The organism is Corynebacterium sp. HMSC074C03 (assembly GCF_001838285.1).
GTDB classification, from domain to species: Bacteria; Actinomycetota; Actinomycetes; order Mycobacteriales; family Mycobacteriaceae; genus Corynebacterium; species Corynebacterium amycolatum.
Genome location: NZ_KV836238.1, coordinates 109863 through 135462 on the forward strand (window position 1 = coordinate 109863; position 25600 = coordinate 135462).

The window sequence follows — 25600 nt, forward strand, 5'->3', positions numbered from 1 at the left end:
CCATGGTTCGCATGTGCCAGTAGGCTCCGCTGACTGTCGAAGATAGTCCGGAAGCTGAAGCTGTGTTGGATCGCGAACCGCAGGTTCCACCGTGGACGTCGGCCACTTTTGGGCTCGATGCTGCCGCAGCGCTGTGAACGTCGTCAAGCAGACTTGATTAAGCGAAATTGAGTTATGCGCCGAAAATGCTTTTTGACGCGCTAGGTAGTGCGCGAGTCCGACTGTACGACTAATAAATAATGAGGAGTTGCCCTGTGGACCAACACACATGGTTCATCATCGCACTAGTCATTTATCTGCTGTTGATGGTCTACATCGGTTGGACCGGATGGAAAAAGACTGCAGAGTATGACGAATACATGATTGGCGGCCGCGGCCTACACCCGTTCGTCGCGGCACTGTCAGCGGGTGCATCGGACATGTCCGGCTGGCTGCTGATGGGTCTGCCCGGCGCGATTTACCTTTCGGGTCTCAACCAAACGTGGATTGCGATCGGCCTGGTCGCAGGCGCATGGCTGAACTGGAAGTTCACCGCACCGCGCCTGCGTAGTTACACCAAGATTGCTCGTAACTCGATTACCGTGCCGTCGTTCCTGGAGAATCGTCTGCACGATACGTCGAAGGTGCTGCGCGTTGCCGCAGGCCTGATTATTTTGCTGTTCTTCACCTTCTACGTCTCCTCGGGCATGGTGGCAGGTGGCCGTTACTGGGAGTCGACGTTCGGTGGCAACTACCTCGTCGGCATGCTGTTGGTTGCGGCTATCACTGTCGCATACACCCTGTTCGGTGGCTTCCTGGCTGTGTCTTACACGGACACGGTCCAGGGCATCATCATGTTCATCGCACTCCTGACGGTTCCGACCGTTGGCATTATCTACCTAATCAACAACGGCAACTCCGCCTCGGACATCTTCAGCTTTGCTGCTAACAACCCCTACCCGGGCAGCGAGGGACAGCCGGTTGAGACCTTCTTCGATCCGTTCGCTGGCATTCCGCTAATTACGATTATCGGTCTGCTCGGCTGGGGTCTGGGCTACTTCGGCCAGCCGCACATTATCGTTCGCTTCATGGCTCTGCGTAGCGCAAAGGACGCAACCGAGGGCCGCCGCTGGGGCGTTGGCTGGCAGGCACTCTGCATGCTCGGCTCGGTCCTCGTGGCTCTGACCGCAACTGTTTTCTTCGCTACGAACCCAGATGCTTCTGTCACTGATGCCTCTTCCTACGAGACCATCTTCCTGGACATGACCCGCATCCTGTTCCACCCACTGATTGCAGGCCTGATTCTGACTGCGGTTCTGGCTGCAATCATGTCCACGATTTCCTCGCAGCTGCTGGTGTCTTCCTCCGCGTTGATTGAGGATCTGTTCAAGGCAACGGTCAACAAGTCTCTGCGTCCGAAGACCTACATGACGCTCTCCCGCGTCGCCGTCGCGCTGATCGCCATCATCGCTGCGATCATCGCTGCTAACCCGAACAGCTCCATTCTGGATCTGGTTGGCTTCGCATGGGCTGGCTTCGGCTCGGCATTCGGCCCGGTGCTGCTGGCCGCCCTCTACTGGTCGCGCCTGAACACGCCAGGTGCTGCAGCCGGCATGATCACCGGCGCGGTTGTCTCCTTCGCATGGGGCATGAGCTCGCTCAGCGACACTCTCTACGAGATCGTCCCGGGCTTCGCCGCTGCAACTGTCGTGATGATCATCGTCACGCTGGCTACCAAGGAGCCGAACGAGAAGATCAAGGAAGAGTTCGACCACGCAGCAAAGCAGGCTCTGGTCTAACGCTTCGATCTAGGCTTGGCCTCCGCTAGCCCCGCAGGCTAGCCCCAGCGCATACCTACAAGGGAACCGAAAAAGTATTTTTCGCGCCCAACTAGGTATGCGCCTTTTTTTATTTGCCATCCTGGCCGTTTTGACCGCCGCCTTTGTCTCGTCCTTTGCGCTTACGCGAGTTCTCGTCACCTCCTCCCCCGCTGGGTCGGACGCGGAAGCCGTCGTCAAGCAACTGCGCACTGTGCGCGTCGTCGCCGACCGCCCCACCGTCACCGGGTACAAGCGCGAGCGCTTCGACGTCTGGGCAGGTTCTGCCGATTGCAATACACGCCATAAAGTGTTGGCGACGTGGTTCGGGGGCTCTGTATGTTCGCTTGACGACGGCTCCCTGCGCCAAATCCCCGACCCTTACACGGGTGACCCGGTGGGTGCACATGAGGTCGATATTGACCACATTTATCCGTTGGCAGCGGCGTGGGATTTCGGAGCCTACGCCTGGGATGCCGAGCGGCGTCGGCAATTTGGCAACGATATCGAGGCCAACCTCGTGCCCACCCGAAGTGCGCTCAACAGGGATAAAGGAGATGCCAGCCCGGCGGAATGGCTTCCCGAAGATGCGAAGGCGTGTGACTACTCGCAGCGTTACTTAGCGGTGGCTATTAAATGGGACCTGCCCGTATCTTCGGCAGACTGGACGGCGCTGGCAGCTGCGTGTGGGATTCCCGCGGGGAAAGGCACGAAATAGAGAAAAAGGTTCGAGCACGTTAAGTTAAGGACTGGTCTTAATTAAGAAATTCCAGGCCACTCCTCGCTTGAACGCGAGGCCTACATTCAGTCGTGGAAAGGTAATACGTGCAAAACGTAGTTTCTATGGTTCACGTCCTGGCGGCAATTCTGCTGCTTGGACCGGTGACTGTCGCAATTTCGATGTTCCCGAAGCTCGCGCTTGCAGCCCGTGGCGGAGAGGCTGGGACGGTCGGCGCCGCGCGCACCATGCACGCCATTTCGCGCACCTACGGCATGTGGTCGCTGCTCGTGCCGCTGCTCGGCTTCGGTGTCATGTTCACCAATTTGTCGAACTACATGAAGTCCGGGGCAATGCACGCCGCAATCCTGCTGGCGATCATCGCCTGGGCACTGCTGTTCTTCCTGATCATTCCGCGTCAGCGTCTGATGATGGCCGGACTCGGCATCGCTGACGAAGACGAGGATGTTGACGATCCGGAGTTCATCGAACGTCGCAAGAAGGCTGACGAGCTCGACTGGGACAAGCAGAAGGGCCAGCTGGCCATGTTCTCCGGCATCTTCTCCCTGCTGTGGGTTGTCGCCGGCATCCTGATGTTCTTCATCTAGAGCACACGCTCAGACACAATAAAATTGCCGGTGCGCCTGTACGTTTCGGCCCGACTTTTAGGGCTGGGAAGTACATGCGCACCGGCAGTTTTTTATTTTCTAGGTCAGCGCCACGGACGGTGGTCGCCTGACGACGACCCCTGCTCGCCTGCCTAACAGGTCTAGCGGCGTCCGCCTCGGTAACCACCACGGCGGTCATCCCGGTCACCACGGTAGCCACCGCGACCGCGTCCGCCACCACGACGGTCATCGCGACCGCGACCACGACCGCCGAAACCGTCACCGTCATCGAAGTTTCCACGGTAGCCACCACGACGGTCATCGCGGCCACGACCACCACGGTATCCTCCGCGACCGCGGCCGCCATCACGACGATTGCCACGGTAGCCGCCACGGCCACCGCGGTAGTCATCGCTGTCGTCGACCGAGGTGCCGTCGTCAAGCTTCAGCCCAATGAGCTGGCCGGAAATGCGGGTATCGGAGAGGTTGTTGATGACTTCTTGCGGCAGGTTAGCCGGCAGCTCGACCAGAGTGTGGTCGCCACGGATGTCGATGTGTCCGAAGTCCTTGGAGGACAGGCCACCCTCGTTGGCAATGGCGCCCACAATGGCACCCGGGCGGACGTGCTGGCGACGACCGACGCTGATGCGGTAGGTTGCGGTGCCCTCGCGTTCGAATTCGACCAGGTCAGCACGCTTGCCCTGACCGCGCTCACCACGGGAGCGGCCATCGCGGCCACGGTTGCGGTCGCGGTCGAAACGATCACGGTCACGATTGTTACGACGGCCACGCGGTGGCTCCTTCATCAGGAAGTCGCCCGACTGTGCCTGCGCAGCGATAGCAGCGGCGATATCAACCAGCGGGGTGTCGTGCTCTTCTGCGTACTCCTCGATGAGCTCGCGGAAGACTGGAACCTGCGAATCAGCAAGCGCCTCAGTCAAGTCATCAGCGAACTTCTGCTTGCGAGAGTCGTTGACCTCATCGACGGTCGGCAGCTTCATCTCGTGCAGCTGCGACTTGGTTGCACGCTCAATCGAGCGCAGCAGGCGGCCCTCACGCGGAGTGACAAAGAGCAGTGCCTCGCCGGAGCGGCCAGCGCGGCCGGTACGACCGATGCGGTGGACGTAGGACTCGGTGTCGTGCGGAATGTCGTAGTTGACCACATGGGAAATGCGGTCAACGTCCAGGCCACGAGCAGCAACATCGGTTGCCACCAGGATGTCCAGGCGACCGTCCTTGAGCTGATCAATCGTGCGCTCACGCAGAGTCTGCGGGATGTCGCCGTTGATGGCAGCAGCGGAGAATCCGCGGGCACGCAGCTTCTCGGCGAGCTCCTCGGTCTCGTGCTTGGTACGCACGAACATGATCATCGCTTCAAATTCCTCGACCTCGAGGATGCGGGTCAGCGCGTCCAGCTTGTTGCGGTGGCTGACCATCAGGAAGCGCTGGCGAATATTGTCCGCAGTGCGAGTCTGGGACTTGACGGTGATCTCTTCCGGCTCCGTCAGGTACTGCTTGGACAGGCGACGAATCGAAGCCGGCATGGTAGCCGAGAACAGTGCGACCTGCTTGTCATCCGGAGTGTCGGCAAGAATGCGCTCGACATCCTCCTGGAAGCCCATCTGCAGCATCTCATCGGCCTCGTCCAGTACCAGGAAGCGCAGGTCCGAGATGTCCAACGAGCCCTTTTCCAGGTGGTCGATGACACGACCCGGCGTGCCGACGATAATCTGCGCACCTCGACGCAGACCCGACAGCTGCACTCCGTAGGACTGACCACCGTAGATTGGCAGGACCTGAATCTTGCCCAGGTGATCAGCAAACGACTGGAAGGAATCCGCAACCTGCAGTGCCAGCTCACGGGTCGGAGCGAGCACCAGCGCCTGCGGTGCGCGGACGGAACGGTCAATGCGAGCCAGAATCGGCAGCGCGAACGCCGCGGTCTTACCGGTACCAGTCTGAGCCAGGCCGACAACGTCGCGGCCGCTCATCAAAGTCGGGATAGTTGCAGCCTGAATTGGGGACGGAGTCTCAAACCCAACCTTGCGAACTGCATTGACAATGTCATCCGGCAGCTCAAGCTCATCGAAGCCGACGGTTTCTTCGCCGTTGCTGTCTTTCTTCTTTTCGGCCTTCTTCTCGGCCTCGGCAGTCTTTTCTACCTTCTCGGTCTTTTCCTCAGCGGCCTTCTCTTCGGCCACTGGCGCTTCCTCGGCCACTACATCCTCGGCCTTCACAATTGCGTCCTCGCGCTGGTTTTCGCGCTGATCCTCGCGATTCTCCTCGACGCTGCCATTCATTTCATTATTAGCCATTTGGGGCTCTTCCTGGGCCTTTTCGCCCGCACACTCAATATTCAACAGTTGATTACTCACAGTTGGGTCGCACATACATGACCCGCCCAATTTACGTTCTTGTTTTTCAGTGCTCTCACGTCGGAATTGCGATGACATCGCTTCTCTTGCACATACTTCGAAAAATTGCGCCCAAAACCAGTTCAGCTTTTACTTCCGAGGAGGGGCGCCCATCATGCATTATGCACTTTCAAGCGTTTCACCAGCGAATTTATACCGCTGCCAGATTCTCTGCGACGTTGTCGTCAGGATTTCACACCGACTGCCCAGATTACGCCACCGTCGGTCAAAAAACCATTTCCCGTCAGTAAGGTCACAACAATGGGGGCCGTCGTCAAGCGAGTGAATTGCACCCACTTCGGGGTGCCTATTTTGCAATTATATGGGGTGAGGTAGTTAACATTTTCCTTACAAGTTTGTACACATATCAGCTATTTTCCGCCGTGGAACACCCACCGTTCGGCGGATTTTTGCAATTTTGCAAGGTACAGGCCCAAGGTCGCTAGAGAATGTCCAGCAATAACAACACACCAGAAACGCAGCCGTCTTCGCCCCGACAGTCCCCACTAAAACCACATTCTCCCGAGGAGATTTCTGGGAATGGCGGGCAGGAAAATACGGCACCGTCGAAGCTCTCAGCAATGATTGAAGTTCTCGGATTCCCGGGCTTTATTTTGGCGGGTTCGGCGCTGGCATTCTTCTTCCCCGCCCCATTTACTCCGCTGACGGATTACATCACGTACTTCCTGATGATCATCATGTTCGCGATGGGCCTCACCCTGACTATCCCGGACTTCAAGCAGGTCGCTAAGCGCCCGTTGGCGATTCTTTTCGGCGTTATCGCGCAGTTTGTCATCATGCCGCTGCTAGCGATTGCCGTGGCGAAAGTCCTCGGCCTCAACCCGGCACTAGCCGTCGGTCTGCTCATGCTGGGCTCTGTCCCGGGCGGCACTTCGTCGAATGTCATCGCATACCTATCGCGCGGCGATGTCGCGCTGTCTGTCGCTATGACCAGCGTGTCGACGCTAGTTTCGCCAATCATGACGCCATTTCTCATGCTCGTGCTTGCCGACGCGCACACGGAGGTCGACGGCCTCGGGATGGCATGGAGTCTCTGCCAGACAGTCCTCCTGCCTGTGATTGGTGGCCTGATCATTCGGTTTGTGGCCGACTCGTTTATTAATAAAATCCTCCCGATTCTGCCGTGGATTTCCATCCTCGGTATCGGCGGCGTGGTCTTCGGTGCCGTCGCCAAGAATGCGGAGAGCCTGGCGCACATTGGCCTCATTGTGTTTGTGGCTGTGATCATCCACAACGTGCTGGGCTACGTGCTCGGCTTCTTTGCAGGCCAGTTGGTGGGGATGCCGACTGCGGGCAAGCGCACGGTGGCCGTGGAGGTCGGCACGCAATCCGCGGGTCTGTCTTCCGGTATGGCGGAAAAGTTCTTTACCCCGGAGGCCGCGCTTCCGGGCGCGGTGGCCGCGGTGGTGCACAACATTACTGGCGCTATCTATGTGGCTATTTGCCGAAAGCTCGATAAAGGCGAGGAAGCTAGCGAATCCGCTTCTGCTTAAGCTGTTTTCGCTTTGGCTCCGCTGTTCGATGAGTGGGCTGGTAGAGTCTCGCGCCCGAAGATCCAGCCCACCATTGCGACCAGCGAAATGACACCGCAAACAAAGAAACCGGCCTTGAATCCTGCGGCATCCACGATTGCGCCAACAATCAACGGGCCGGAGATCGCTCCGAAGTCCTGAGCCATTTGGAAATTGGCGAGCACCTTTCCACCTTGGCGGTTGGCGCCGATGACGTCGGCAAGCACGGCCTGCTGCGATGGATTAATCATGCCAGCGCCAAAGCCCGCGAGGACGGAGAGAATCAGTAGCGGAATGGCGCCGCTGCTAAATCCGATTGCGCCAGTGAATACACCATTGATAAACAGGCCTGTGATGAGCAGTGGACGACGGCCGATGCGGTCGGACAAACGGCCGGAAAACTGCAGCGCCGTAACATTGCCGAGTGCGAAGGCCGTCAGCGCGAAACCAGCTGTGGCAGTGGCAGCTACTGCCCCATCACTGCCAGGCTCGTGGCTACCAAGATGGGAAAACGTCGCTGCCGCGAAGAGCGGAACAATTGCTACGCGCACGCCGAAGTTCGACCAGCCGTTGGCGAAAGCTCCGACTAGTGCGCTTCGATATGCCGAGTCGCGGATTGCCTCGGAGAACTTCAGCACAGGGGTCGTGCGCTTGGGCACTACGTGGCGAAGGTGCTCCGCGCTCAGCGAGGTACCGACCACAATCGTTGCCACAATCAGCGCTCCACCATAGATGAAAAACGGCACTCGCATGCCCCAAGCACCCATCGCAGCACCAATGATTGGACCAACGACATTGCCCAGTAGGAAGGCTGTGCCGTAGGCGGCCGAGCTCTTACCGCGGATCTCTGGCGGTGAAATCCGCACAATCAGCCCCATTGCCGAGACCGTGAACATCGTCGAGCCGATGCCGCCGAGTGCACGAAACGCCAGCAGTTGCCAATATGTCTGCGCAACACCGACGAGCAAAGTGGAGAACGCAACGATACTGATTCCGGTCAGGTACGTGCGTCGATATCCGAGCTTCTCTACCAGTGAGCCCGATGCCGGCGCGAAGATTAGCCGAAAAATGGAGAACGAACTGACCACGAAGCTGGCCGCGAACACACCCACATCGAAGCTGCGTGCGTACTGCGGAAGAATCGGAGCAATCAGCCCGAAGCCCAGCGCGATGATGAACGCGGCGCTGACCAGAATCCAAATCTCTCGCGGGATCGGCTGTTTAGTTCGGTCTAATTCAGTCGGCTGAGGACCCGAACCTTGTGGTTTACTTCCCACCTCCGACGTGATGTCTGGCTGGGATTCGCACTTTGCTTTACGACGAAGCAGGTCGCGCGAACGGGAAGCTGACAAGGTAACGATCCTTTCTAAAACCTCTAGTCAGAGTCGCCCGATTCACTTTCAATTCGCCGAGCCAACTCTTTGCCAATCAAATGAGGAATTCCGACTACTAGCGCATTACCCATGCAGAAGGCACGGTGGCCGTCGGTCATTCCTGTGTCCGTCCATCCTTTAGGGAATCCTTGCAGAGCATCCAATTCATCTGGAACTAGACGGCGCAGTCTTCCATCCACCTTAACCACATGCTTGAAACGTGAGGCTGATTTTCCGCCTTCACCAGTCAAAATCGTTCGAGAGGGCTTTTCCGACGAGTCTGGGAAGGACATGCTCCCCTCGCTGTACAAATACGTAAAACCAGTCTTTTTATTGACTCGTTCTTCGCGCTTTGACCCCTTCAGATACTCCCACTTATGAACTTCATCCGGGTGAATGACGAAAGAATCTGGAACAGCAGATTCCTCAACAAGGACATCCCCAAGAACTTGTCGAGGCCCATCATAGGACTCAACCACAGAAAATGTCAGCGCCTTGAAGTTCTGCATTATGCCTCCAGTTTCGAATGGAGACTTCTTGGCACCTAGTGAAAACGTCTTTGTCGCTTCATATGGATCCTCTGGAATCACAACTTCTGTGAAATGCTGAGGTTCCTCAATTGGTAAAGCCGCGGCCATGATGCCATCCTTAGCGCGCTGCTCTAAATCCCAGGTGCCGGGATTCTTAACTGCATAGATGTAGACCCGCTTACGTCGCTGCGGAAAACCATACTCAGCACTATTAATCACTCTCCACTCGACGGAGTAGCCGAGGTCACCGAAGCACGACAACATAATTGCAAAGTCGCGACCTCGCTGAGTAGCAGGGCTCTTCAGCAATCGATCTACGTTTTCCAACAAGACATACTTGGGGCTCTTCAGCTTAAGGAACCTGTAGATATCCCACCAGAGGACACCTTTCTTTCCTTCTATCCCACCTGCTTGCGACAGCGGTTTTGCAACTGAGTAGTCCTGACACGGGAACCCTCCCACGATCATGTCTACATCAGGAATTTCGAACAGCCCAGCTTCCGCATTGTCGAGAACAACGTTGATGTCTTCATTCACACAGCTGTTTTCCCCGAACCTGTTTACATAACAGCGCCATGCAAACTGGCGAGCTGGAGTCCCTGGTGGTTCCCACTGGTTAGCCCACACAGTCTCAAATGGTCCTGCCGCCGGAAGCGGTGCTATACCGTCGCTTTGATTCTGATAGCCGTCTAAGCCGAGGCGAAAGCCACCTACTCCAGCGAACAATTCGGCTACGCGGATGGTTTGATCAGACACGTTTCTCCAATCGCTACTGTGTTCTGATACGTCAGAATGATTCTAACCATGACACAGAGGCCGGATCAAACTGGCCGATAATCAACCAAAACCGCTGCCTTTTCGAACATTATTTCTAAATATCTAGGAATTTAAAACCCGGCTAATCTCGTCACCTACGTACCCCGCGTTCAACCAAAAAGACTTTTTGACCACAGTTTCACCCCGCGGAGTAACAGCTGTATCTGCCGCGTTTCGCGCCTTCGGTCGAACGTGACAGCAACGGTTCTCCGTACTCTTAACTGACTCGCTAGCGCGCCCGTCGATTACACGCTCCCGCATCAGGTCGTAACATGCACGTGCTTCCACCAAGTCAGAGTCAGGCATCTGCCAAAACAGTACGTCAGCTAGTCGAAACTCTCCAAGATTCGACTCATCTTCACAGAAGACAACAAAAAGGTATTTCTGCGCCAACTGCTCACTAAAATCGCTTTGCTCGAAATCCTGCTCCACCAAATCATGGTAGGAAAACCTTGGAAAAGACAGGGATTCCTTGGGCTTTCCATTTCTCTTCAAACGGATAACCTTAGGGACGATTCCTGCTTTCACAAACTCAGCAATTTCAGATTCCCTGTCCACCCCGAGAATACTCTTAACAATAAGACTGCCAATATGCTTAGGAAGGCGGGTATTACTGTAACCCAATTCTTCAGCCAAGCTAGTAAGGGTACGATTCATATACGGCGCGAAGCGCTTCTTTACCAGCCCAAGCAAATCCATATCTGCTTCTGATTGCTTTCGTTCAATCTCTTGAGCATTAAGCATGCCATTGAGAATGACATCAATATAACTCCGCTTAAAGGCCCATGCCCGCGGCTTCGCCAGCTCATCCGAGAATGGCTGCTTCCGCGTAATCGTGCTATTCGCTGCCTTAGTACAGGCTTCCAGGTACATCGTGTCACCAGATGAAATGGTGTGCGCTTGCCCTTGTCGAACCTTCTCCTGAATCAATTCCCAGTCACTGCGAAGCTGGACAATATCATCCTGCGACAGCTCCCAGAGCTTCGCGAGAAGAACCTGGTAATCGACAGGATTCTTCTCTTTTTCAAAAAGGTATGCCACTAATAGCATGCGGCGAATCTTGGCCAGCAGATGCGACTCAGCCCACTGTTCCCCAGGGAGTGAAAAGTAGTCAATCATCGAAAGGACTAGGCGTTCCTTTGCGGAATATTCACCTTTCTTAGTCAATTTCATCGGCGTACTTTTTAATTCGACGCCTATTTTTGTAAAGTCCGCTTCTGAGTTACTATTAGCCGGAATCTTGAAATAGAGTGTCTCTAGCGCGGAACCGAATGCCCCTCTCTTCACCCTCGGATCATCCAAATCCTCGACGCCAAGTGCCTCTCGAAGAGATTTTCCGACTATCTTTTCGGCGTAGTTTACAACTGACTCCACATCAGAATCGTCATAGCCTAACTCAGTCGAAAAACTCTTCATAGCAAAAAATTTCCTATCACTCTATTCCTGCATACCTCTTCTCGTATGCCGGTGCGTTTATCTTATATAATTTTGTGGCCAAAATACTAAAGCTAAACCCCCTACCCCGCCACCATGGCGGAATAGGGGGTTAAACGGAGCGTCGTAAAGCGAACGCCCTATCTACGAGACTGCGGTGACCTGATTAGAACAGGGTCGGCAGACCCGCCTGCGAGGAGAGGTTACTGACAGCCTGTGTTGCCTGAGCGGTCGAACCCGACAGCTGCGGGGACGACAGCTCCGGAATGGGCAGCTCCGGGAGAGCTGGGCTCTCCGAGATGATGTCAGCAATCTCCGGTGGGACCTCGACGCCCTCTGGGAGCAGCTCGCCAATCGGACCCAGATCCGGCTCTTCCTGCGGGACGTGCTGCTTGGTGTACTGGACGTCCTCGTCAATCGTGCGGAACTCAGACTGCGGTTCGGTGGAGGTCTCTACCTTGAAGCGCTCGTTGACCTGGCCGTCCGGGATGTCGTACTGCTCTTCAAGAGCAACGTCAATCGGCTGGAAGCGGCTCAGCGGGCCAATACCCATGGAGTTAACGCCGATGGCCTCGCGAGTCTCCGGGTTGTAAGCGTTTCCGCCCGAATCGCCGTGGTCAATCGGAGCGATGGCCCAGACACCGTTGCGGACACGGAAGACCTGGAAGCCGCAGCCGCGGCCAGTACGGGAACCGTCGGTGCACACGGGCTCACCGAAGTTGTCAACGGAAATCTCCATCGGGTCGAGAGTGCGCTTGTCCTCGATACCGACGATTTGAACCGGCTCGCCATGGACGTTGCCGAACTCATCCACAGAGTGGGACATAGAGGTGGTCTTGATGTCGTCCTGAACCTCAATGATGCCGTAGTCACCGCTATTGAAGAGCTCGTTGAAGAACTCCGGCATAGTGGTGTTTTCGTCGAAGTCGCTCTCTTCCGGCATGACATCGGTGCCCATGTAGTCCTTGTTGACCAGCTTGTCGCCATCCTTGGTTGGGATGAAGAACTGGCCGGTGACCTCTTCACCAGTATCCAGATCCTTCGCCACAACACAGTGACCGGCGGTCATGATGACACGGTGCGAAACACCATTCTGGTCGACAACGGTGCCAGGAACTCCCAGAGAGCACATCGGGGACTGAACATGACGTCCGTCGATGTTCTTGCTGCTCGGGAACGGCATTCGCAACGGCGAGCCCGGGCCGATGACAACATCCGAGTTTGCCGGTGCAGCCTCAGCTACCGCGATTCCGGGCACAAAGCCACCTACAGCTACCGACAGTGCAGCCGTGAGTGTGGCGACCTTCTTCGAACTGGCCATAGTGTGCGCTACTCCATTTCTGTACAGAAAACTTGTCCCACTCAGTGTATTAGGGACACCTTTACAAAGCTCTCCAAAAATGAAACCTAGGGTGAAATTCTCAGTCGAGGAACCGGTGATTCGCCTTCATTTCACACTCATTAGACATCAAAAAGTTTGCTCAACAGCAATGCAAGAGCCAGAACCATCCGCCTTGGATGATTCTGGCTCTCTTAACGGTTCGGGGGTGATTTTTGTCAGATTCTCAGACTGGTGCTAGCTCTCAAAGCTTGGAAGCTGAATTTCTGCCAACTGAGGCGACTCAGACAGATGTGACAATTGTGGCAATTGGGGCGATTGTGGCAGCTCAGGGAGTTGCGGCAACTGTGGCAGCTGGTCCACGAGATCGACTAGCTGCGGTACAGAACCTTCCTGTGAATCCCGTGAATCCTGCGCCCGGGCATACTCCTGATCCGCCGCCATATCCTCGTTGAAGGTACGATAGGTGGAGTCGCGCTGAGCCGTGGAATCCGATACCTCGAAGTGGTCGTTTACTTGACCGTCGGGAATGCCGTAGGCCTCCTGGATGGCAATATCCGCGGGCATCACACGCGAGACCGGACCGAAGGTCATCGAATTCACGCCAATAACTTCATTTGTGGTCGGGTCGTAGGCATTTCCGCCAGAGTCACCGTGATCAACGCCAATACCAACCGTCCAGATGCCGTTTCGAGCTCGGAATACCTGATATCCACAGGCTCGTCCGGTGCGCATACCGTCCTTGCAGATAGGCTTGCCAAGATTATCGAAGGAGACTTCGCCACGCGGCAGGTCTTCATTGTCCTGAATGCCAGTCATCACTACCGGCTCCCCGTAGCTCTGACCATTTTCATCAATGGAGCAACTTGCGCCGGTAGTCTCTACGTCCGGATCAAGGTTGATTATTCCGTAGTCCGCGCCATTAAAGCCTGCCGGCAACGACTCCAGTCCGGCATCTTCCTGCGGCAATTCCCAACGATGGGCACCTGCGGTACCTATGCGCTTATCACCTTCAGTGGTTGGCACATACACCTCACCAGTGACGATTGGCAGACCTATATCCGGAGCATCATTCAGGCAGTGCCCTGCGGTCAACATGACCCGATGCTTCTCCCCGTTGCGGTCCGTCACCGTCCCCGGAACACCCGCCGAACACATCGGCGAGTTGATATTTCGATACCCATCCCACGGACTTCCCTCCATGGGGGTTCGAATCGGGTCACCCGGACCAACCACTACAGCATGTGCAGCGACCGGGGCCACCAAGGACAAAAGTGCTGTGAAAGCCGATACCGCCAGTCGACTTCTTGCGTGCTTCATTGAGACGAATCTTTCAAATGTTTAGTTTTTCTTTAGGGCCACCACTCACACTAATCCACCACCCCACCCCCGGAAATAGTGTTTTCTCAGACTCTTGGGCTTTTACAAAAGTCGTTATCGAATCGTTTCCACAACCCCATGCGTCCCTGCAATAACACCAGGCACCTAGCCAATTGACTACCCCCACTTGGGTAGCCGACTGATGCTAATCTTATTTCGAACACGCGTTCTATCCGTTCGAAAATATGAGTCCGGGGTGTTCGATAACTTGTGAGCCATGAACACAGCAGACGAGTTTCCCCTTCATCGCCGCCTAGCTCTTCCCCCACAATCCGCTACCTACCGTGCAGAATGTTTCGAAGACCTCGACCTCATCCGCACAATCCTCTGCCACCCCACCATCGGCCGTAGGCATTCGCCCGGCGCGCTGGATCACTCCTTCTCGCTTCCCGACGGGCCTGTGGTCACCGTCCGAGCGTCACGGATAGCGCTTCCTCGCGCACTGGTCTCTCAGCTTGCCGACGTGCACGCGGAATACTTCGTCCTGAAGGATGAGCCCATGTTCATGTACTCCGTTTCCGTCAAGGTGGAATCCTCATCGGAGGTAGTCCTCCGCGGAATTGGCGGTTCGAATCGGACACGGGAAGAAAACCGCCGACGCACTCGGGCTGTAGCCGAGGCTCTCCATCGTGCGCAGGACTGCAGCAAGATACACGAAAACGGCACTGACCTCGCACTCCCCGGGCGCCGTTATAGTTGGATCGGCACCAGGGACGCGCGGCCACTGCCGTGTCCTAGCGAGCTCTTTTCTTCTCGCTCATCAGCGGCTTAGCACTAGTCACAGCACTGCCGCAGTATAGCTACTCGCTGTCGTCGCCTTCTTCGTCGCCCTCGTCGTCATAGTCGCCATCGTCGTAGAGGTCATCATCGTCCTCGTCGTCATCATCCTCGTCCAAGGAGGCAACGTGATCAGAGTAGATGTACTCTGCATATCCGTCATCGACGGGTGCCAGCTGATCTTCCCATTCCTCTGCGCGGTCTACCACGAGCGCAAGGACATCCATCAGCTTGTCAAAGTCCTTGAAGGTGCCCAGTGTCAGAACCTCATTGCGCAAGGTCTGGATATCAGAGTAGAGGTCAGCGAACATCTTGCGACGGTCATCATCGGTGAGAACCGTTTCGGTGTCCGAGTCCCAGAACTCTGCGATGGCCTGGTCGACGATGTCGTCCAAGTTCGCGTCCTGGGAGATGAAGCGGACGTGTGCGCTGGGCTCGTTGTTGTGGGCAGTTACCAAAACCTGCACCAACGAGGAGGTACCAACTTCGGATGTAACCAGAGTTGCCTCTTCGGGGTCCTGTTCAAACTCCAGGTCAGCAATACGGTCATCGTCGCCATCGAGCAGAGTGCGAAGCAGGCCAACAACCTGGTCAGTAGCTACATGGTGAGCGACTGCTGCGACGGCGTCTTCGACGGAGAATACAGCGGAGACCAGAACAGCTTCGAACTCGTCGTCCTCATCATCCACATCGGCAGCGGCTACGTAAACTTCGGCAGCCGGGATGTCCTCATCAATGGTGACGAACTGAACCTCCAGGTCAGAGGTAATGGGAACGAAGAGGGTGTCATCGTTGACACGACTTTCAATGCCCTCGCGGTCCAGTGCCGCAGCAATCTGCTCGAAAAAGCTCATGGGTGGAATCCTCCCTTGAAAGATAATTGGCCTCTACCCGCAGCCAATCGTAGCGACAAACGCGCAATCATGGGGCGGCTCATGCCCCCGACAATTGTTGCGAAAGATCACGCCGGCAGTGCGCGTGCTACATCAAAGCCGCCAACGCGGCCGGTTGAGGGGCAGGCCGTCAGCTGTCGATTCTCGAAAACAGAGCGCTCAGTAGCGTGCCCAGAGCTGATGGCGTTCCTCACGCGAACGTTTCGGACACGAGACACACAGATCGGCGTCTGGGCTGTGATAAATCATGCAGCAAGTAGCTCTCTCCAGGTGAGTAACTACATCGAAGTCCGGTTCTTCTCCCGATTCAGCAGCAGCTTCGTCCCAGGGGCGCACCTCGCCTCCACAGGAATCCATGAAACGAGGAAGAGGGACCTTATGTACTCGCTGTATTCCCTCAACGACATGTTTGCCAATAAGCGCTCCGCGCCAGGGCTCCATCAGCTCATTACCGGCGGATATTGCGGCATTAGCTACGGCATCGGCAGCCACGGCCCAAAGAGGAGCAGGCTTGATTTCCCCGACTTCTCCAACAACCTGAGCCAACGGCTCCAAGAAATGGGCCAGTGCTTCGCCGGAATCCTTCAGCTCATCCGCATCCTCAGCAGAAATGCTTTCAAACTGTTGAGCTTGGAACCCGACCCAATAGTCATCTCGGAGAAATGTGAACCAAGAAGACCACTGCCACACTGGAACTCGATCGGAAACCAACACGCATGCCAGCGATGGCCCTACCAATGCTCCGCACATGGACCACCACCACAACTGGGCCTGGAAACGGGTATCCACCTCAACCTCGGGCATCGGAAACAGCCTTCTCCCGGCCTCAATTCCGGCGGCTACAGCTTCGGTAGAAAGGTGCCACTCCGCAGCGCCGTCGTGAGGCATGACATCTGCGGAAAACCGAGGAAAGTCCGCCAAAAGCTGGGAGTACTCGGGAGCCAATGCGGCACCCCGCATGACATCGTTCACCAGTCTCGTCCTTCTATCAACTGTTTTAATCGCCGTACACCTGTCTATTTTTCCACCGACTACGGAATTTCCCCACAGCTCAGTAGTGTTTATATGGGCATATGGCTCTCAACGGACCCGTTTAGGAGGTCTACTACTTTGTTCCAAAAGACGAAGAAGGATTCAACTCGCACAGTAACTGATGCAGTGAACTCAACCCCCGAAGCAATCGAACGTGATGCCGGAAAACTGGGAACCCTTCTTATCCAAACCCTGGATAAGACCATGAGCTGGCAGTCATCTGCCATCACCGGGTACGTCAGTTCCCTGCACAAGCGCAAAAAAGATGAAACTCCGGCGCAGGTACAGGAACGTATTGATTCCCACTACCTGAACCTGGTCACCGGCACCGGTGGTGCAGCTGGCGGCAGCGCAGTTCTTCCCGGCGTCGGCATGATTACGGGCTTGGCTGCGGTTACCGGTGAATCACTGCTGTTCCTGGAAGCATCAGCCTGGTACACACTGGCCTCAGCAACCCTGCGCAATATTGACATCACCGATCCACAACGCCGTCGCACGCTGATTCTTGCGGCCATGAGCGGTTCTGAAGGGACAGCTATTATGGCCTCCCTGCTTGGCGAGGAATCGCTGCGGAAGCAGACCAAAACTTCCGTGAATTCCCTACTGCCACGGCTTGGCGTTCCGCAGCTGGGTGCAGCAAACCGCCTGCTGATTCGCGAGGCACGCAAGCGCTTGATGAAGAACGCTCGTCTGGCCATCATCGGTAAGATTTTGCCATTTGGAATTGGCGCCGTGGTTGGGGCCTCCGCAAACCGCAAGCTCGGTGGCATTCTTATCAGCTCCACTCGCGCATCTCTGGGGCCACTTCCCCAGGATTGGTCGGATTTTGAACGAAAGCTACCGGCTAAATCCAACCCCTCTGCAGACTCGAAGAAGGACTCAAAGTCATCGAGGTTCTCTATTCCCTCGGCGCTGAAGTGGCCGAAGAAAAAGAAGAATAAGTAGTTCCTCTTACCCCGATTACCCTTCAGCGACGTTTTTCAATGGAAGAGCGGTACCCACCATGGCCCAGAGCAAACCCCTCAGAACTTCTCCCATGAAGTTCTTGTGGAAACAGTCTCTTCACAGGCCACTACCGCTCTATGGTGTCGTTGTTGCAGCGCTAATCGTTGTCGGGCTGGAGTCCGTACTTCCGCTTCTCACTCGAGATGCTATCGATGTGGCAACGGGCTCTTCCGATGGCGGTGTCCCCGCGCGCCTACTGCCTTCGCTAACTCCATTGCAGGCAGTCATTTCCGTATTTCTGGCCATCGCGTTGGTGCGCTTCGTCGCCCAGGCGGGGCGAAGATTCTTCTCCGGCAAACTCTCCATTGATGTTCAGCACGACCTGCGACTAAAAATCCTTCGCTCCCTACAAAACCTCGATGGTCCAGCACAGGATCGCGTCAACACCGGCCAGGTTGTGTCACGGTCAATTTCCGACCTCCAGGCAGTGTCCGGACTACTGGCAATGTTGCCGTTGACGCTGGGGTCCGTCGTCAAGCTGTTCATCACTATCGGCATCATGCTCGCCCTCTCGCTGCCCCTGACGCTGGTCGGCCTCGCCGTGGTGCCAGCGATTGTCTACATTGCAGTGAATTCGCGTGACAAACTCCATGCCGCAACCTGGGCTGCCCAACAGCAAGCTGGCGAGATAGCCGGACAAGTCGAGGAAACCGTTTCCGGCATCCGTGTTGTCAAGGCGTTTGCGCAGGGTGACAACGAAGTTGCGAAGATGGAGCGTAACTCGTCGCTGCTATATTCTCTCCGCCTGCGAGCGGCAAAACTCAGCGCTCGATTCCAACCGGCGCTGCAGTCGTTGCCGCAACTGTCCCTCGTCGGAAATATCGCGGTCGGTGGCTGGCTAGCGATTCACGGACACATCACCCTAGGCACGTTCGTAGCTTTTGCCACGTATCTCACCAGCCTGACTGCCCTGTCGCGGCTGGTCTCCAACATGGTCATCTCGATACAGCTGACGTCGGCAAGCATCGACCGCATTTCCGACGTCATCGACGCCCGACCAGACAACCCCGAACCCACCGACGCGCTTCCTCTCCCCGACGGCCCCGTTGGCATCAGCTTCAACCACGTCACCCACAGCCGTGGCGGACGCACGCTTATCGACGATGTCTCATTCTCCGTCGCGCCAGGGGCGACCTTAGCGTTGATTGGCCCACCGGGGTCCGGAAAGACTATCGCCACGGAGTTACTCGGCCGTCACTATCTGCCGGATTCGGGAACTATCACTATCGATGCGCCCAGCCACGGCACATCCACATATACCGCGCGCATTCTCTCCAGCGACGTATATGACGCTATTACTGTCGTTCCGGACACTCCTTATCTATTTGCGGGCACGTTGCGTGAGAACATCGCATTCGCCAATCCCGCGGCGTCCCAGGAAGAGATTATCGCCGCAGCGACCGCCGCCCAGGTCAACTTCGTCGACGACCTGCCTCAGGGGTGGGACACAGCCATCGGCGAGCGCGGGCATAATCTCTCCGGCGGACAAGCTCAACGCGTGGCATTAGCACGGGCATTCCTCGCCCGTCCTCGAATTTTGGTTCTCGATGACGCAACCTCAGCAATCGATGCTGCAACTGAGTTGGAAATCTTCAACGCGCTGACCTCACAGCTGGCAGATACGACTATCGTCATCGTGGCGCATCGATCTTCCACTCTCGAGCAGGCGGACCACATCGCCATTTTCGAAGACGGTGCCATTACCGGCATTGGAACCAAGGCCGAACTGATTACTTCTCATCCGCGCTTCACCGAGCTGATGGACATCGACCAGAGTGCCTACCCCGAAATCGAAAACCTCGTTCTCGACCCCATCGACAGTGAGGACCCCAGCCCCGAGGAACTCTGGCCCGACGAATCCGCACCAACCTCCGACGACTCCACGTCAGACACCTCTGCGCGGCTTCCCGGAGGCGCCACTTCTCAAATGACCCGCGGGGTTGGCCGAGCCGGAGGCGGTCCAGGTGGACCCGGTGGCCCTGGTGGTCCCGGTGGCCGCGGCGGCGGGCGCGGCGGCGGGCGTGGCGGCATGGGGGCGGCTCTCGCCAATGCTCCTGCGACGCCAGAGCTTCTCGAGCGTGTGCGAAACCTCCCACCCGCTAGCGAAAAACCGCGTGTACCAGCTCGAGCACTCGACAACTCCGAGCCTTTTTCTCTGCGCCGGCTGCTCTCCTACGTCCGCGGCCTATTTATAAGCGTCATTGCGCTGCTGGCCCTCATTGCCGTTGCCGATCTCGCGTTCCCCATGCTCGTGCGCTACGCCATTGACCACGGCATCCGTGAGCACAATGAAGCCGTGTTGTGGGCCTGCGCCGCAGGCGGTTTGGCGACAGTCCTCATCAGCTGGATTGCCGTAGCCACAAATGCTGTTATTACTGCGCGCACTGGTGAGCGGCTGCTCTATGCCCTGCGTGTGCGCTGCTACCGCCACCTGCAGTCGCTTGGCATTAACTACTTCGAGGCCAATCGCTCGGGTGCCATCATGACGAGGATGACAACCGACATCGACGCGCTGTCCTCGTTCCTACAAACGGGATTGGCAGAGGGCGCGATTGCCACGTTCACTCTGCTCGGTGTCTCAGTGCTGTTGCTTGCCACACAGGTGTCACTCGCCGCGGTGGCGTTGGCGACGCTTCCCATCATTGTGGCGGCCACCCTGGTATTCCGCCGAATCTCCTCGCGCCTATACAAGGCTGCACGCGAGCAACTTTCCTTCGTCAACGCTGATTTCCAGGAGACCATTGGTGGGCTTCGCGAGATTCAGATGTACCACCGCGTCGCCGATATCGAATCTTCCTTTGCCGAGGAATCCGATAAGTACCGCGCAATTCGTCAGCGAGCACAGCTGGCCGTGGCCTTATTCTTCCCCGGCATCAACTTCGTCTCTGAGTTGGCAACAGCTGCGGTGTTGGCTGTCGGCGCCCAACAGGTTGCTGCGGGAACTACGACGCCCGGCGTACTCGTCGCCTTCACGCTGTACCTGGGAATGCTCTTTGGCCCGATTCAGCAGCTGTCCCATGTTTTCGACGGCTACCAGCAGGCGAAGGTCGGTCTCAATCGCATTGGTGACCTCCTACAGACCGCCCCCATGGCAGATCACGGCACTACTGACGACGCGTCCCGTGCAGCCGCTGGCGACCTGCGCTTAGACAAGGTGACTTTCTCCTACCCCGCCACCAACTCTGAGCACGAACGCCCTCAGGTCCTCGATGCTCTCGATTTGCAGATTCCTGCCGGAGAAACAGTCGCAATTGTCGGATCCACCGGTGCCGGAAAATCAACAATCATTAAGTTGTTCGCCCGTTTCTACGATCCAGTTGGCGGCGTGGTGCGAGCCTCCGAAACTGACATCCGCGACTTCCCTCTTAACGACTGGCGACGCACCCTCGGCTATGTACCCCAAGAATCACACCTGTTTTCGGGGACAGTAGCAACAAATATTTCCTACGGTCTACCGGACAGCAGTCATGCTGAAATTCAGCAGGCCGCGAAGAACGTCGGTGCTCTCAGCACCATTGCCAGCCTGCCCGGCGGCTTCCACCACCCCGTCGGCCCAGATGGCCGAGGGCTCTCCTCCGGACAGCGTCAACTTATCGCACTCGCTCGTGCCGAAATGATGCGTCCTGAACTGCTGCTTCTCGACGAGGCCACCGCGACACTCGACCCTGCAACAGAGTCGGCAATCCTCGAAGCCACTGACCGTGCGTCGCGTCAACGCTCGGCAATTATTGTGGCCCACCGCCTGGCTACGGCTGCTCGAGCCAACCGGATATTGGTACTTGATCACGGGCGTATTGTCGAGGACGGCTCCCATGATGAGCTTCTCGCGGCGGGTGGCCAATACGCAGAGCTCTGGAGCAAGTACCATATGGGGAGCGCGACGGTGTAGTAATTCAGAATTTTCGTTATCCTTGAATGACACTTTGACGCGTGCGCTCATTAGAATAAACGTGAGTTAGTAAAACTAATACGAAAAGAGGCGAGTACCTGCCGTGAGCAGCGACATGAGCTTCGGCCAGAACGAATGGCTGGTCGACGAGATGTACCAGCAATTCCAGAAGGATCCACAGTCTGTGGGTCAGGAATGGCGCGAATTCTTCGCAACCCACACACCGTCCCAAAAGGGCGAGGACCTTTCCGATATGGCAAAGCCCGCAGCAGCCACGAAGGAGGAAGCTAAGGCAACCGGACGTCGTGAGTCCAAGGGGGTCGAACCAACCAAGACCCCGAACAAGCCGGCGTCTCCGAAGCCGAAGAAGTCCCCGATGGATGCAGCAGCCAAGGTTTCGGCTGTTGAATCCGGCGAGGAGCCTCTGAAGGGCGTCGCACGGGCTATCGCTAAGAACATGGATGTCTCCCTGGAGATGCCGACTGCTACGTCGGTTCGCGATATGCCGGCACGTCTGATGTTTGAAAACCGCACCCTGGTTAACAATCATCTGGCACGCGCCCGCGGCGGCAAGATTTCTTTCACCCACATCATTGGTTACGCCATGGTGAAGGCTGTCATGCTCCACCCGGATATGAACAACAACTACAAGGTGGTTGACGGCAAGCCGGTTCTGGTTACCCCGGAACACATTAACCTCGGCCTGGCCATTGATATGCCGGCTAAGGACGGCTCGCGTTCGCTCGTAGTTGCCGCTATCCGTGAGTGTGAGACCCTGACTTTCAAGCAGTTCGTCGACGCCTACGAGGACATCGTCGTTCGTGCTCGCCACGGCAAGCTGACCGGTAAGGACTTCCAGGGTGTCACCATTTCCCTGACCAACCCGGGCGGCATCGGTACTCGTCACTCCGTCCCGCGCCTGACCAAGGGCCAGGGCGCGATTATCGGTGTCGGTTCCATGGATTACCCGGCTGAGTTCGCTGGTGCTTCCGCTGACCGTCTGGCAGAGATGGGCATCGGCAAGCTGGTGACCATCACCTCTACTTACGATCACCGCATTATCCAGGGTGCAGAGTCCGGTGAGTTCCTGCGTACGATGAGCAACCTGCTTGTCGACGACAAGTTCTGGGACCACATCTTCCAGACCATGCGTGTCCCGTACACCCCAATCCGTTGGGCACAGGACCTGCCGAACACGGGTATCGACAAGAACACCCGCGTTATGCGTCTGATTGAGGCCTACCGCTCCCGCGGTCACCTGCTGGCGGACATCGACCCGCTGCGTTCTGACCAGCCGAATACTTCCGCTCCGAACCACGCTGACCTCGATATCGAGGAGCACGGTCTGACCCTGTGGGATCTGGACCGCACCTTCAACGTCGGTGGTTTCGGCGGCAAGGAGACGATGACGCTGCGCGAGGTGCTTTCTCGCCTGCGCAACGCATACTGCCTCAAGGTCGGTTCCGAGTACGCTCACATTCTCGACCGCGAAGAGCGCGAGTGGCTGGAAGAGCGCCTTGAGGGCGGCCAGCCGAAGCCGTCCCACGCTGAGCAGAAGTACATCCTGCAGAAGCTGAACGCCGCCGAGGCATTCGAGAACTTCCTGCAGACCAAGTATGTCGGTCAGAAGCGCTTCTCCCTAGAGGGTGCAGAGTCGCTGATTCCGCTGATGGACTCCGCTATCGACACCGCTGCTGGTGCTGACCTCGATGAGGTCGTCATCGGTATGCCACACCGCGGTCGACTGAATGTGCTCGCAAACATCGTCGGCAAGCCACTGCGCCAGATCTTCACTGAGTTCGAAGGCAACATCGACCCGGCACAGGTCGGCGGTTCTGGTGACGTCAAGTACCACCTGGGCACTACTGGCCGTCACATCCAGATGTTCGGCGAGGGCGAGATTGACGTCACCCTGACCGCGAACCCGTCCCACCTCGAGGCCGTCAACCCGGTCGTTGAGGGTCTTGCTCGTGCACGCCAGGACAAGATCAACAAGGGCGAAGAGGGCTACTCCGTCATGCCGCTGCTGCTGCACGGTGACGCTTCCTTCGCCGGCCTGGGCATTGTCCAGGAGACCCTGAACCTCATGTCCCTGCGTGGTTACAAGGTCGGCGGTACCGTCCACATCGTGGTGAACAACCAGATTGGCTTCACCACTTCACCGGACTCCGGTCGCTCCTCCTACTACGCAACCGACATCGCCAAGGCATACGGCTGCCCGGTCTTCCACGTCAACGGTGACGACCCGGAGGCTGTCGTCTGGGTCGGCCAGCTGGCTGTTGAGTACCGTAACCGCTACGGCAAGGACGTCTTCATCGACCTGGTCTGCTACCGCAAGCGCGGCCACAACGAGGCCGATGACCCGTCCATGACTCAGCCGCTGATGTACAAGATCATCGACGAGAAGGAAAGCGTTCGCGCTCAGTACACCGAGGACCTCATCGGTCGCGGTGATATCTCCGAGGAAGAGTACGAAGCAGTACGCCGAGACTTCCACGACCAGATGGAAGCGGTCTTCAACGAGGTCCGCGCAGCTGAGGACGCAAAGCCGGGCGAGCAGCACGGTATTGCAGGCTCCCAGCCGCTGCCGCATGGCCTCAAGACCGGCATCGACAAGGCTGAAATCGTCGAGATTGGTCAGACTTACGTCAACCTTCCTGAGGGCTTCAAGATTCACCCACGTGTTGCGCCGGTCGCTAAGAAGCGCGCGGAGATGACTCAGGAAGGTGGCATCGACTGGGGTATGGCCGAGCTGCTGGCAATCGGCTCCTTCACCGGTGCTGGCATCGACGTCCGTTTCGCAGGTGAGGATGTCCGCCGCGGTACCTTTACCTCTCGCCATGCAGTTCTGATTGACTCCGAGAACGGTTCGGAATACAACCCGATCGACGCCTACGGTAAGTCCAAGAACGGTGGCCGCTTCATGATCTACAACTCGGCTCTGACCGAGTACGCAGGCATGGGCTTCGAATACGGCTACACCCTGGGTAACCCGGATGCAGCAGTGTTCTGGGAGGCACAGTTCGGTGACTTCGCCAACGGCGCTCAGACCACTATTGACCAGTACGTTTCCTCCGGCGAGGCTAAGTGGGGTCAGACCTCCAAGCTGATTCTGCTGCTTCCGCACGGCTACGAGGGCATGGGCCCGGACCACTCTTCGGCACGTATCGAGCGCTTCCTGCAGCTCGCAGCCGAGGGTTCCTACACCGTTGCTCAGCCGTCCGAGCCGGCTAACTACTTCCACCTGCTGCGTCGCCACGTCCTGTCCGACCTGCACCGTCCGCTGGTTGTGTTCTCTCCGAAGTCGATGTTGCGCAACAAGATGGCAGCGTCCGCTGTCGAGGACTTCACTAACCCGAACAAGTTCCGCTCGGTCATCGATGACCCGAACTTCGAGTCCAAGGACAAGTCCGGCATCAAGACCCTGCTGCTCTGCTCCGGCAAGATCTACTGGGAGCTGGAGAAGAAGCGCAAGAAGGACAAGCGCGACGACATCGCAATCGCTCGCCTGGAGATGCTGCACCCGTTGCCGCACAACCGTCTCCGCGACCTCTTCGAGTCTTACCCGGATCTTGAGGAAGTCCGCTGGGTCCAGGATGAGCCGGCTAACCAGGGCCCATGGCCATTCCTGGCTCTGAACCTCCCAGAGGCTCTGCCGGATATGCCGAAGCTGACTCGCGTTTCCCGCCGTGCACAGTCCTCCACCGCAACTGGTGTGGCCAAGGTCCACCAGATTGAGCAGAAGGCACTGCTGGAAGAGGCCCTCAAGTAGTTTTGGACAGACCTATGGTCTTGTGAGACCGCGGTGAATTCGCGTGTTTGAGAACGCCGCTTCACCAGGTGGTCCTCACTGGTAATCCTCACTGGCGGTCTTCACTGGTGATCAAAAGCTAAGGGGCTCCAACCACTCGGTTGGAGCCCCTTAGTCGTTGTCTAGCAATTGTCAGACGCACAGTAGATAAAGGTTAATAGACAAAATGCGTGACCGGTCGGCGTGTCACCGGGCCGGCACCATTTGCTATTTAGTCCTCAATGCGAGTTACTGACTGCGTTTATGACAAAAA

Annotated in this window: 16 protein-coding genes; 8 read left to right on the forward strand and 8 right to left on the reverse strand. The window is 57.0% G+C overall.

Annotated elements, in window-relative coordinates; genetic code table 11:
• Positions 1-254: 254 nt before the first annotated feature.
• The 3 genes from putP (at position 255) to HMPREF2847_RS08045 (ending at position 3122) form a co-directional block, all read left to right on the forward strand.
• Positions 255-1778, forward strand: a complete 1524-nt coding sequence (putP, locus tag HMPREF2847_RS08035; RefSeq protein WP_070852067.1) for a sodium/proline symporter PutP — start codon at positions 255-257, stop codon at positions 1776-1778.
• A 130-nt stretch (positions 1779-1908) separates the two neighbouring features.
• Positions 1909-2514 carry an HNH endonuclease family protein gene (locus HMPREF2847_RS08040; RefSeq protein ID WP_246821989.1) on the forward strand — a complete coding sequence of 202 codons (606 nt, stop codon included), beginning with the start codon at positions 1909-1911 and terminating at the stop codon, positions 2512-2514.
• A 107-nt stretch (positions 2515-2621) separates the two neighbouring features.
• Positions 2622-3122 (forward strand): DUF2269 domain-containing protein, encoded by a 501-nt coding sequence (locus tag HMPREF2847_RS08045; protein WP_070852069.1) that lies wholly within the window; start codon positions 2622-2624, stop codon positions 3120-3122.
• Between the two features lie 161 nt (positions 3123-3283).
• Here HMPREF2847_RS08045 and HMPREF2847_RS08050 read toward each other — a convergent pair whose 3' ends face one another.
• Complete coding sequence (locus HMPREF2847_RS08050) at positions 3284-5437, reverse strand: DEAD/DEAH box helicase (RefSeq protein WP_070852070.1); 2154 nt, start codon at positions 5435-5437, stop codon at positions 3284-3286.
• Between the two features lie 680 nt (positions 5438-6117).
• Between HMPREF2847_RS08050 and HMPREF2847_RS08055 the strand changes: the two genes are divergently transcribed.
• Positions 6118-7050, forward strand: a complete 933-nt coding sequence (locus tag HMPREF2847_RS08055; RefSeq protein ID WP_070852071.1) for a bile acid:sodium symporter family protein — start codon at positions 6118-6120, stop codon at positions 7048-7050.
• On the opposite strand, the gene HMPREF2847_RS08060 is transcribed toward HMPREF2847_RS08055, so the two are convergent.
• The 5 genes from HMPREF2847_RS08060 to HMPREF2847_RS08080 all read right to left on the reverse strand — a co-directional run bounded on the left by HMPREF2847_RS08060 (position 7047) and on the right by HMPREF2847_RS08080 (position 13880).
• Entirely contained in the window at positions 7047-8420 is a 1374-nt protein-coding gene (locus HMPREF2847_RS08060; RefSeq protein WP_070852072.1) for an MFS transporter, read from the reverse strand. The genes HMPREF2847_RS08055 and HMPREF2847_RS08060 overlap by 4 nt on opposite strands.
• A gap of 23 nt (positions 8421-8443) precedes the next feature.
• A complete protein-coding gene (gene dcm, locus HMPREF2847_RS08065) occupies positions 8444-9727 on the reverse strand; it encodes a DNA (cytosine-5-)-methyltransferase (protein WP_070852073.1) in 1284 nt (427 codons plus the stop codon).
• Positions 9728-9850: 123 nt separating this feature from the next.
• Positions 9851-11203 carry a Sau3AI family type II restriction endonuclease gene (locus tag HMPREF2847_RS08070; protein ID WP_070852074.1) on the reverse strand — a complete coding sequence of 451 codons (1353 nt, stop codon included), beginning with the start codon at positions 11201-11203 and terminating at the stop codon, positions 9851-9853.
• Between the two features lie 184 nt (positions 11204-11387).
• Positions 11388-12542, reverse strand: a complete 1155-nt coding sequence (locus HMPREF2847_RS08075; RefSeq protein ID WP_222866821.1) for a trypsin-like serine protease — start codon at positions 12540-12542, stop codon at positions 11388-11390.
• A 255-nt stretch (positions 12543-12797) separates the two neighbouring features.
• The gene (locus tag HMPREF2847_RS08080; RefSeq protein ID WP_246821990.1) at positions 12798-13880 is read right to left on the reverse strand and encodes a chymotrypsin family serine protease; all 1083 of its coding nucleotides are present in this window, start codon (positions 13878-13880) and stop codon (positions 12798-12800) included.
• 277 nt (positions 13881-14157) lie between these two features.
• Here HMPREF2847_RS08080 and HMPREF2847_RS08085 point away from each other — a divergent pair, with 277 nt between their 5' ends.
• Entirely contained in the window at positions 14158-14712 is a 555-nt protein-coding gene (locus HMPREF2847_RS08085; protein ID WP_070852076.1) for a hypothetical protein, read from the forward strand.
• 28 nt (positions 14713-14740) lie between these two features.
• Here the strand turns inward: HMPREF2847_RS08085 and HMPREF2847_RS08090 are convergent, their stop codons facing one another.
• Positions 14741-15571, reverse strand: a complete 831-nt coding sequence (locus HMPREF2847_RS08090; protein ID WP_070852077.1) for a hypothetical protein — start codon at positions 15569-15571, stop codon at positions 14741-14743.
• 198 nt (positions 15572-15769) lie between these two features.
• On the reverse strand, positions 15770-16582 hold the full coding sequence (locus HMPREF2847_RS08095) for a (2Fe-2S)-binding protein (protein ID WP_070601568.1): 813 nt from the start codon (positions 16580-16582) through the stop codon (positions 15770-15772).
• A gap of 186 nt (positions 16583-16768) precedes the next feature.
• Between HMPREF2847_RS08095 and HMPREF2847_RS08100 the strand changes: the two genes are divergently transcribed.
• The 3 genes from HMPREF2847_RS08100 to HMPREF2847_RS08110 all read left to right on the forward strand — a co-directional run bounded on the left by HMPREF2847_RS08100 (position 16769) and on the right by HMPREF2847_RS08110 (position 25308).
• A complete protein-coding gene (locus tag HMPREF2847_RS08100) occupies positions 16769-17587 on the forward strand; it encodes a hypothetical protein (protein ID WP_241482062.1) in 819 nt (272 codons plus the stop codon).
• A 91-nt stretch (positions 17588-17678) separates the two neighbouring features.
• Complete coding sequence (locus tag HMPREF2847_RS08105; RefSeq protein ID WP_168168374.1) at positions 17679-21536, forward strand: ABC transporter ATP-binding protein; 3858 nt, start codon at positions 17679-17681, stop codon at positions 21534-21536.
• 103 nt (positions 21537-21639) lie between these two features.
• The gene (locus HMPREF2847_RS08110; RefSeq protein ID WP_070852079.1) at positions 21640-25308 is read left to right on the forward strand and encodes a multifunctional oxoglutarate decarboxylase/oxoglutarate dehydrogenase thiamine pyrophosphate-binding subunit/dihydrolipoyllysine-residue succinyltransferase subunit; all 3669 of its coding nucleotides are present in this window, start codon (positions 21640-21642) and stop codon (positions 25306-25308) included.
• The last annotated feature ends 292 nt before the right edge of the window (positions 25309-25600 follow it).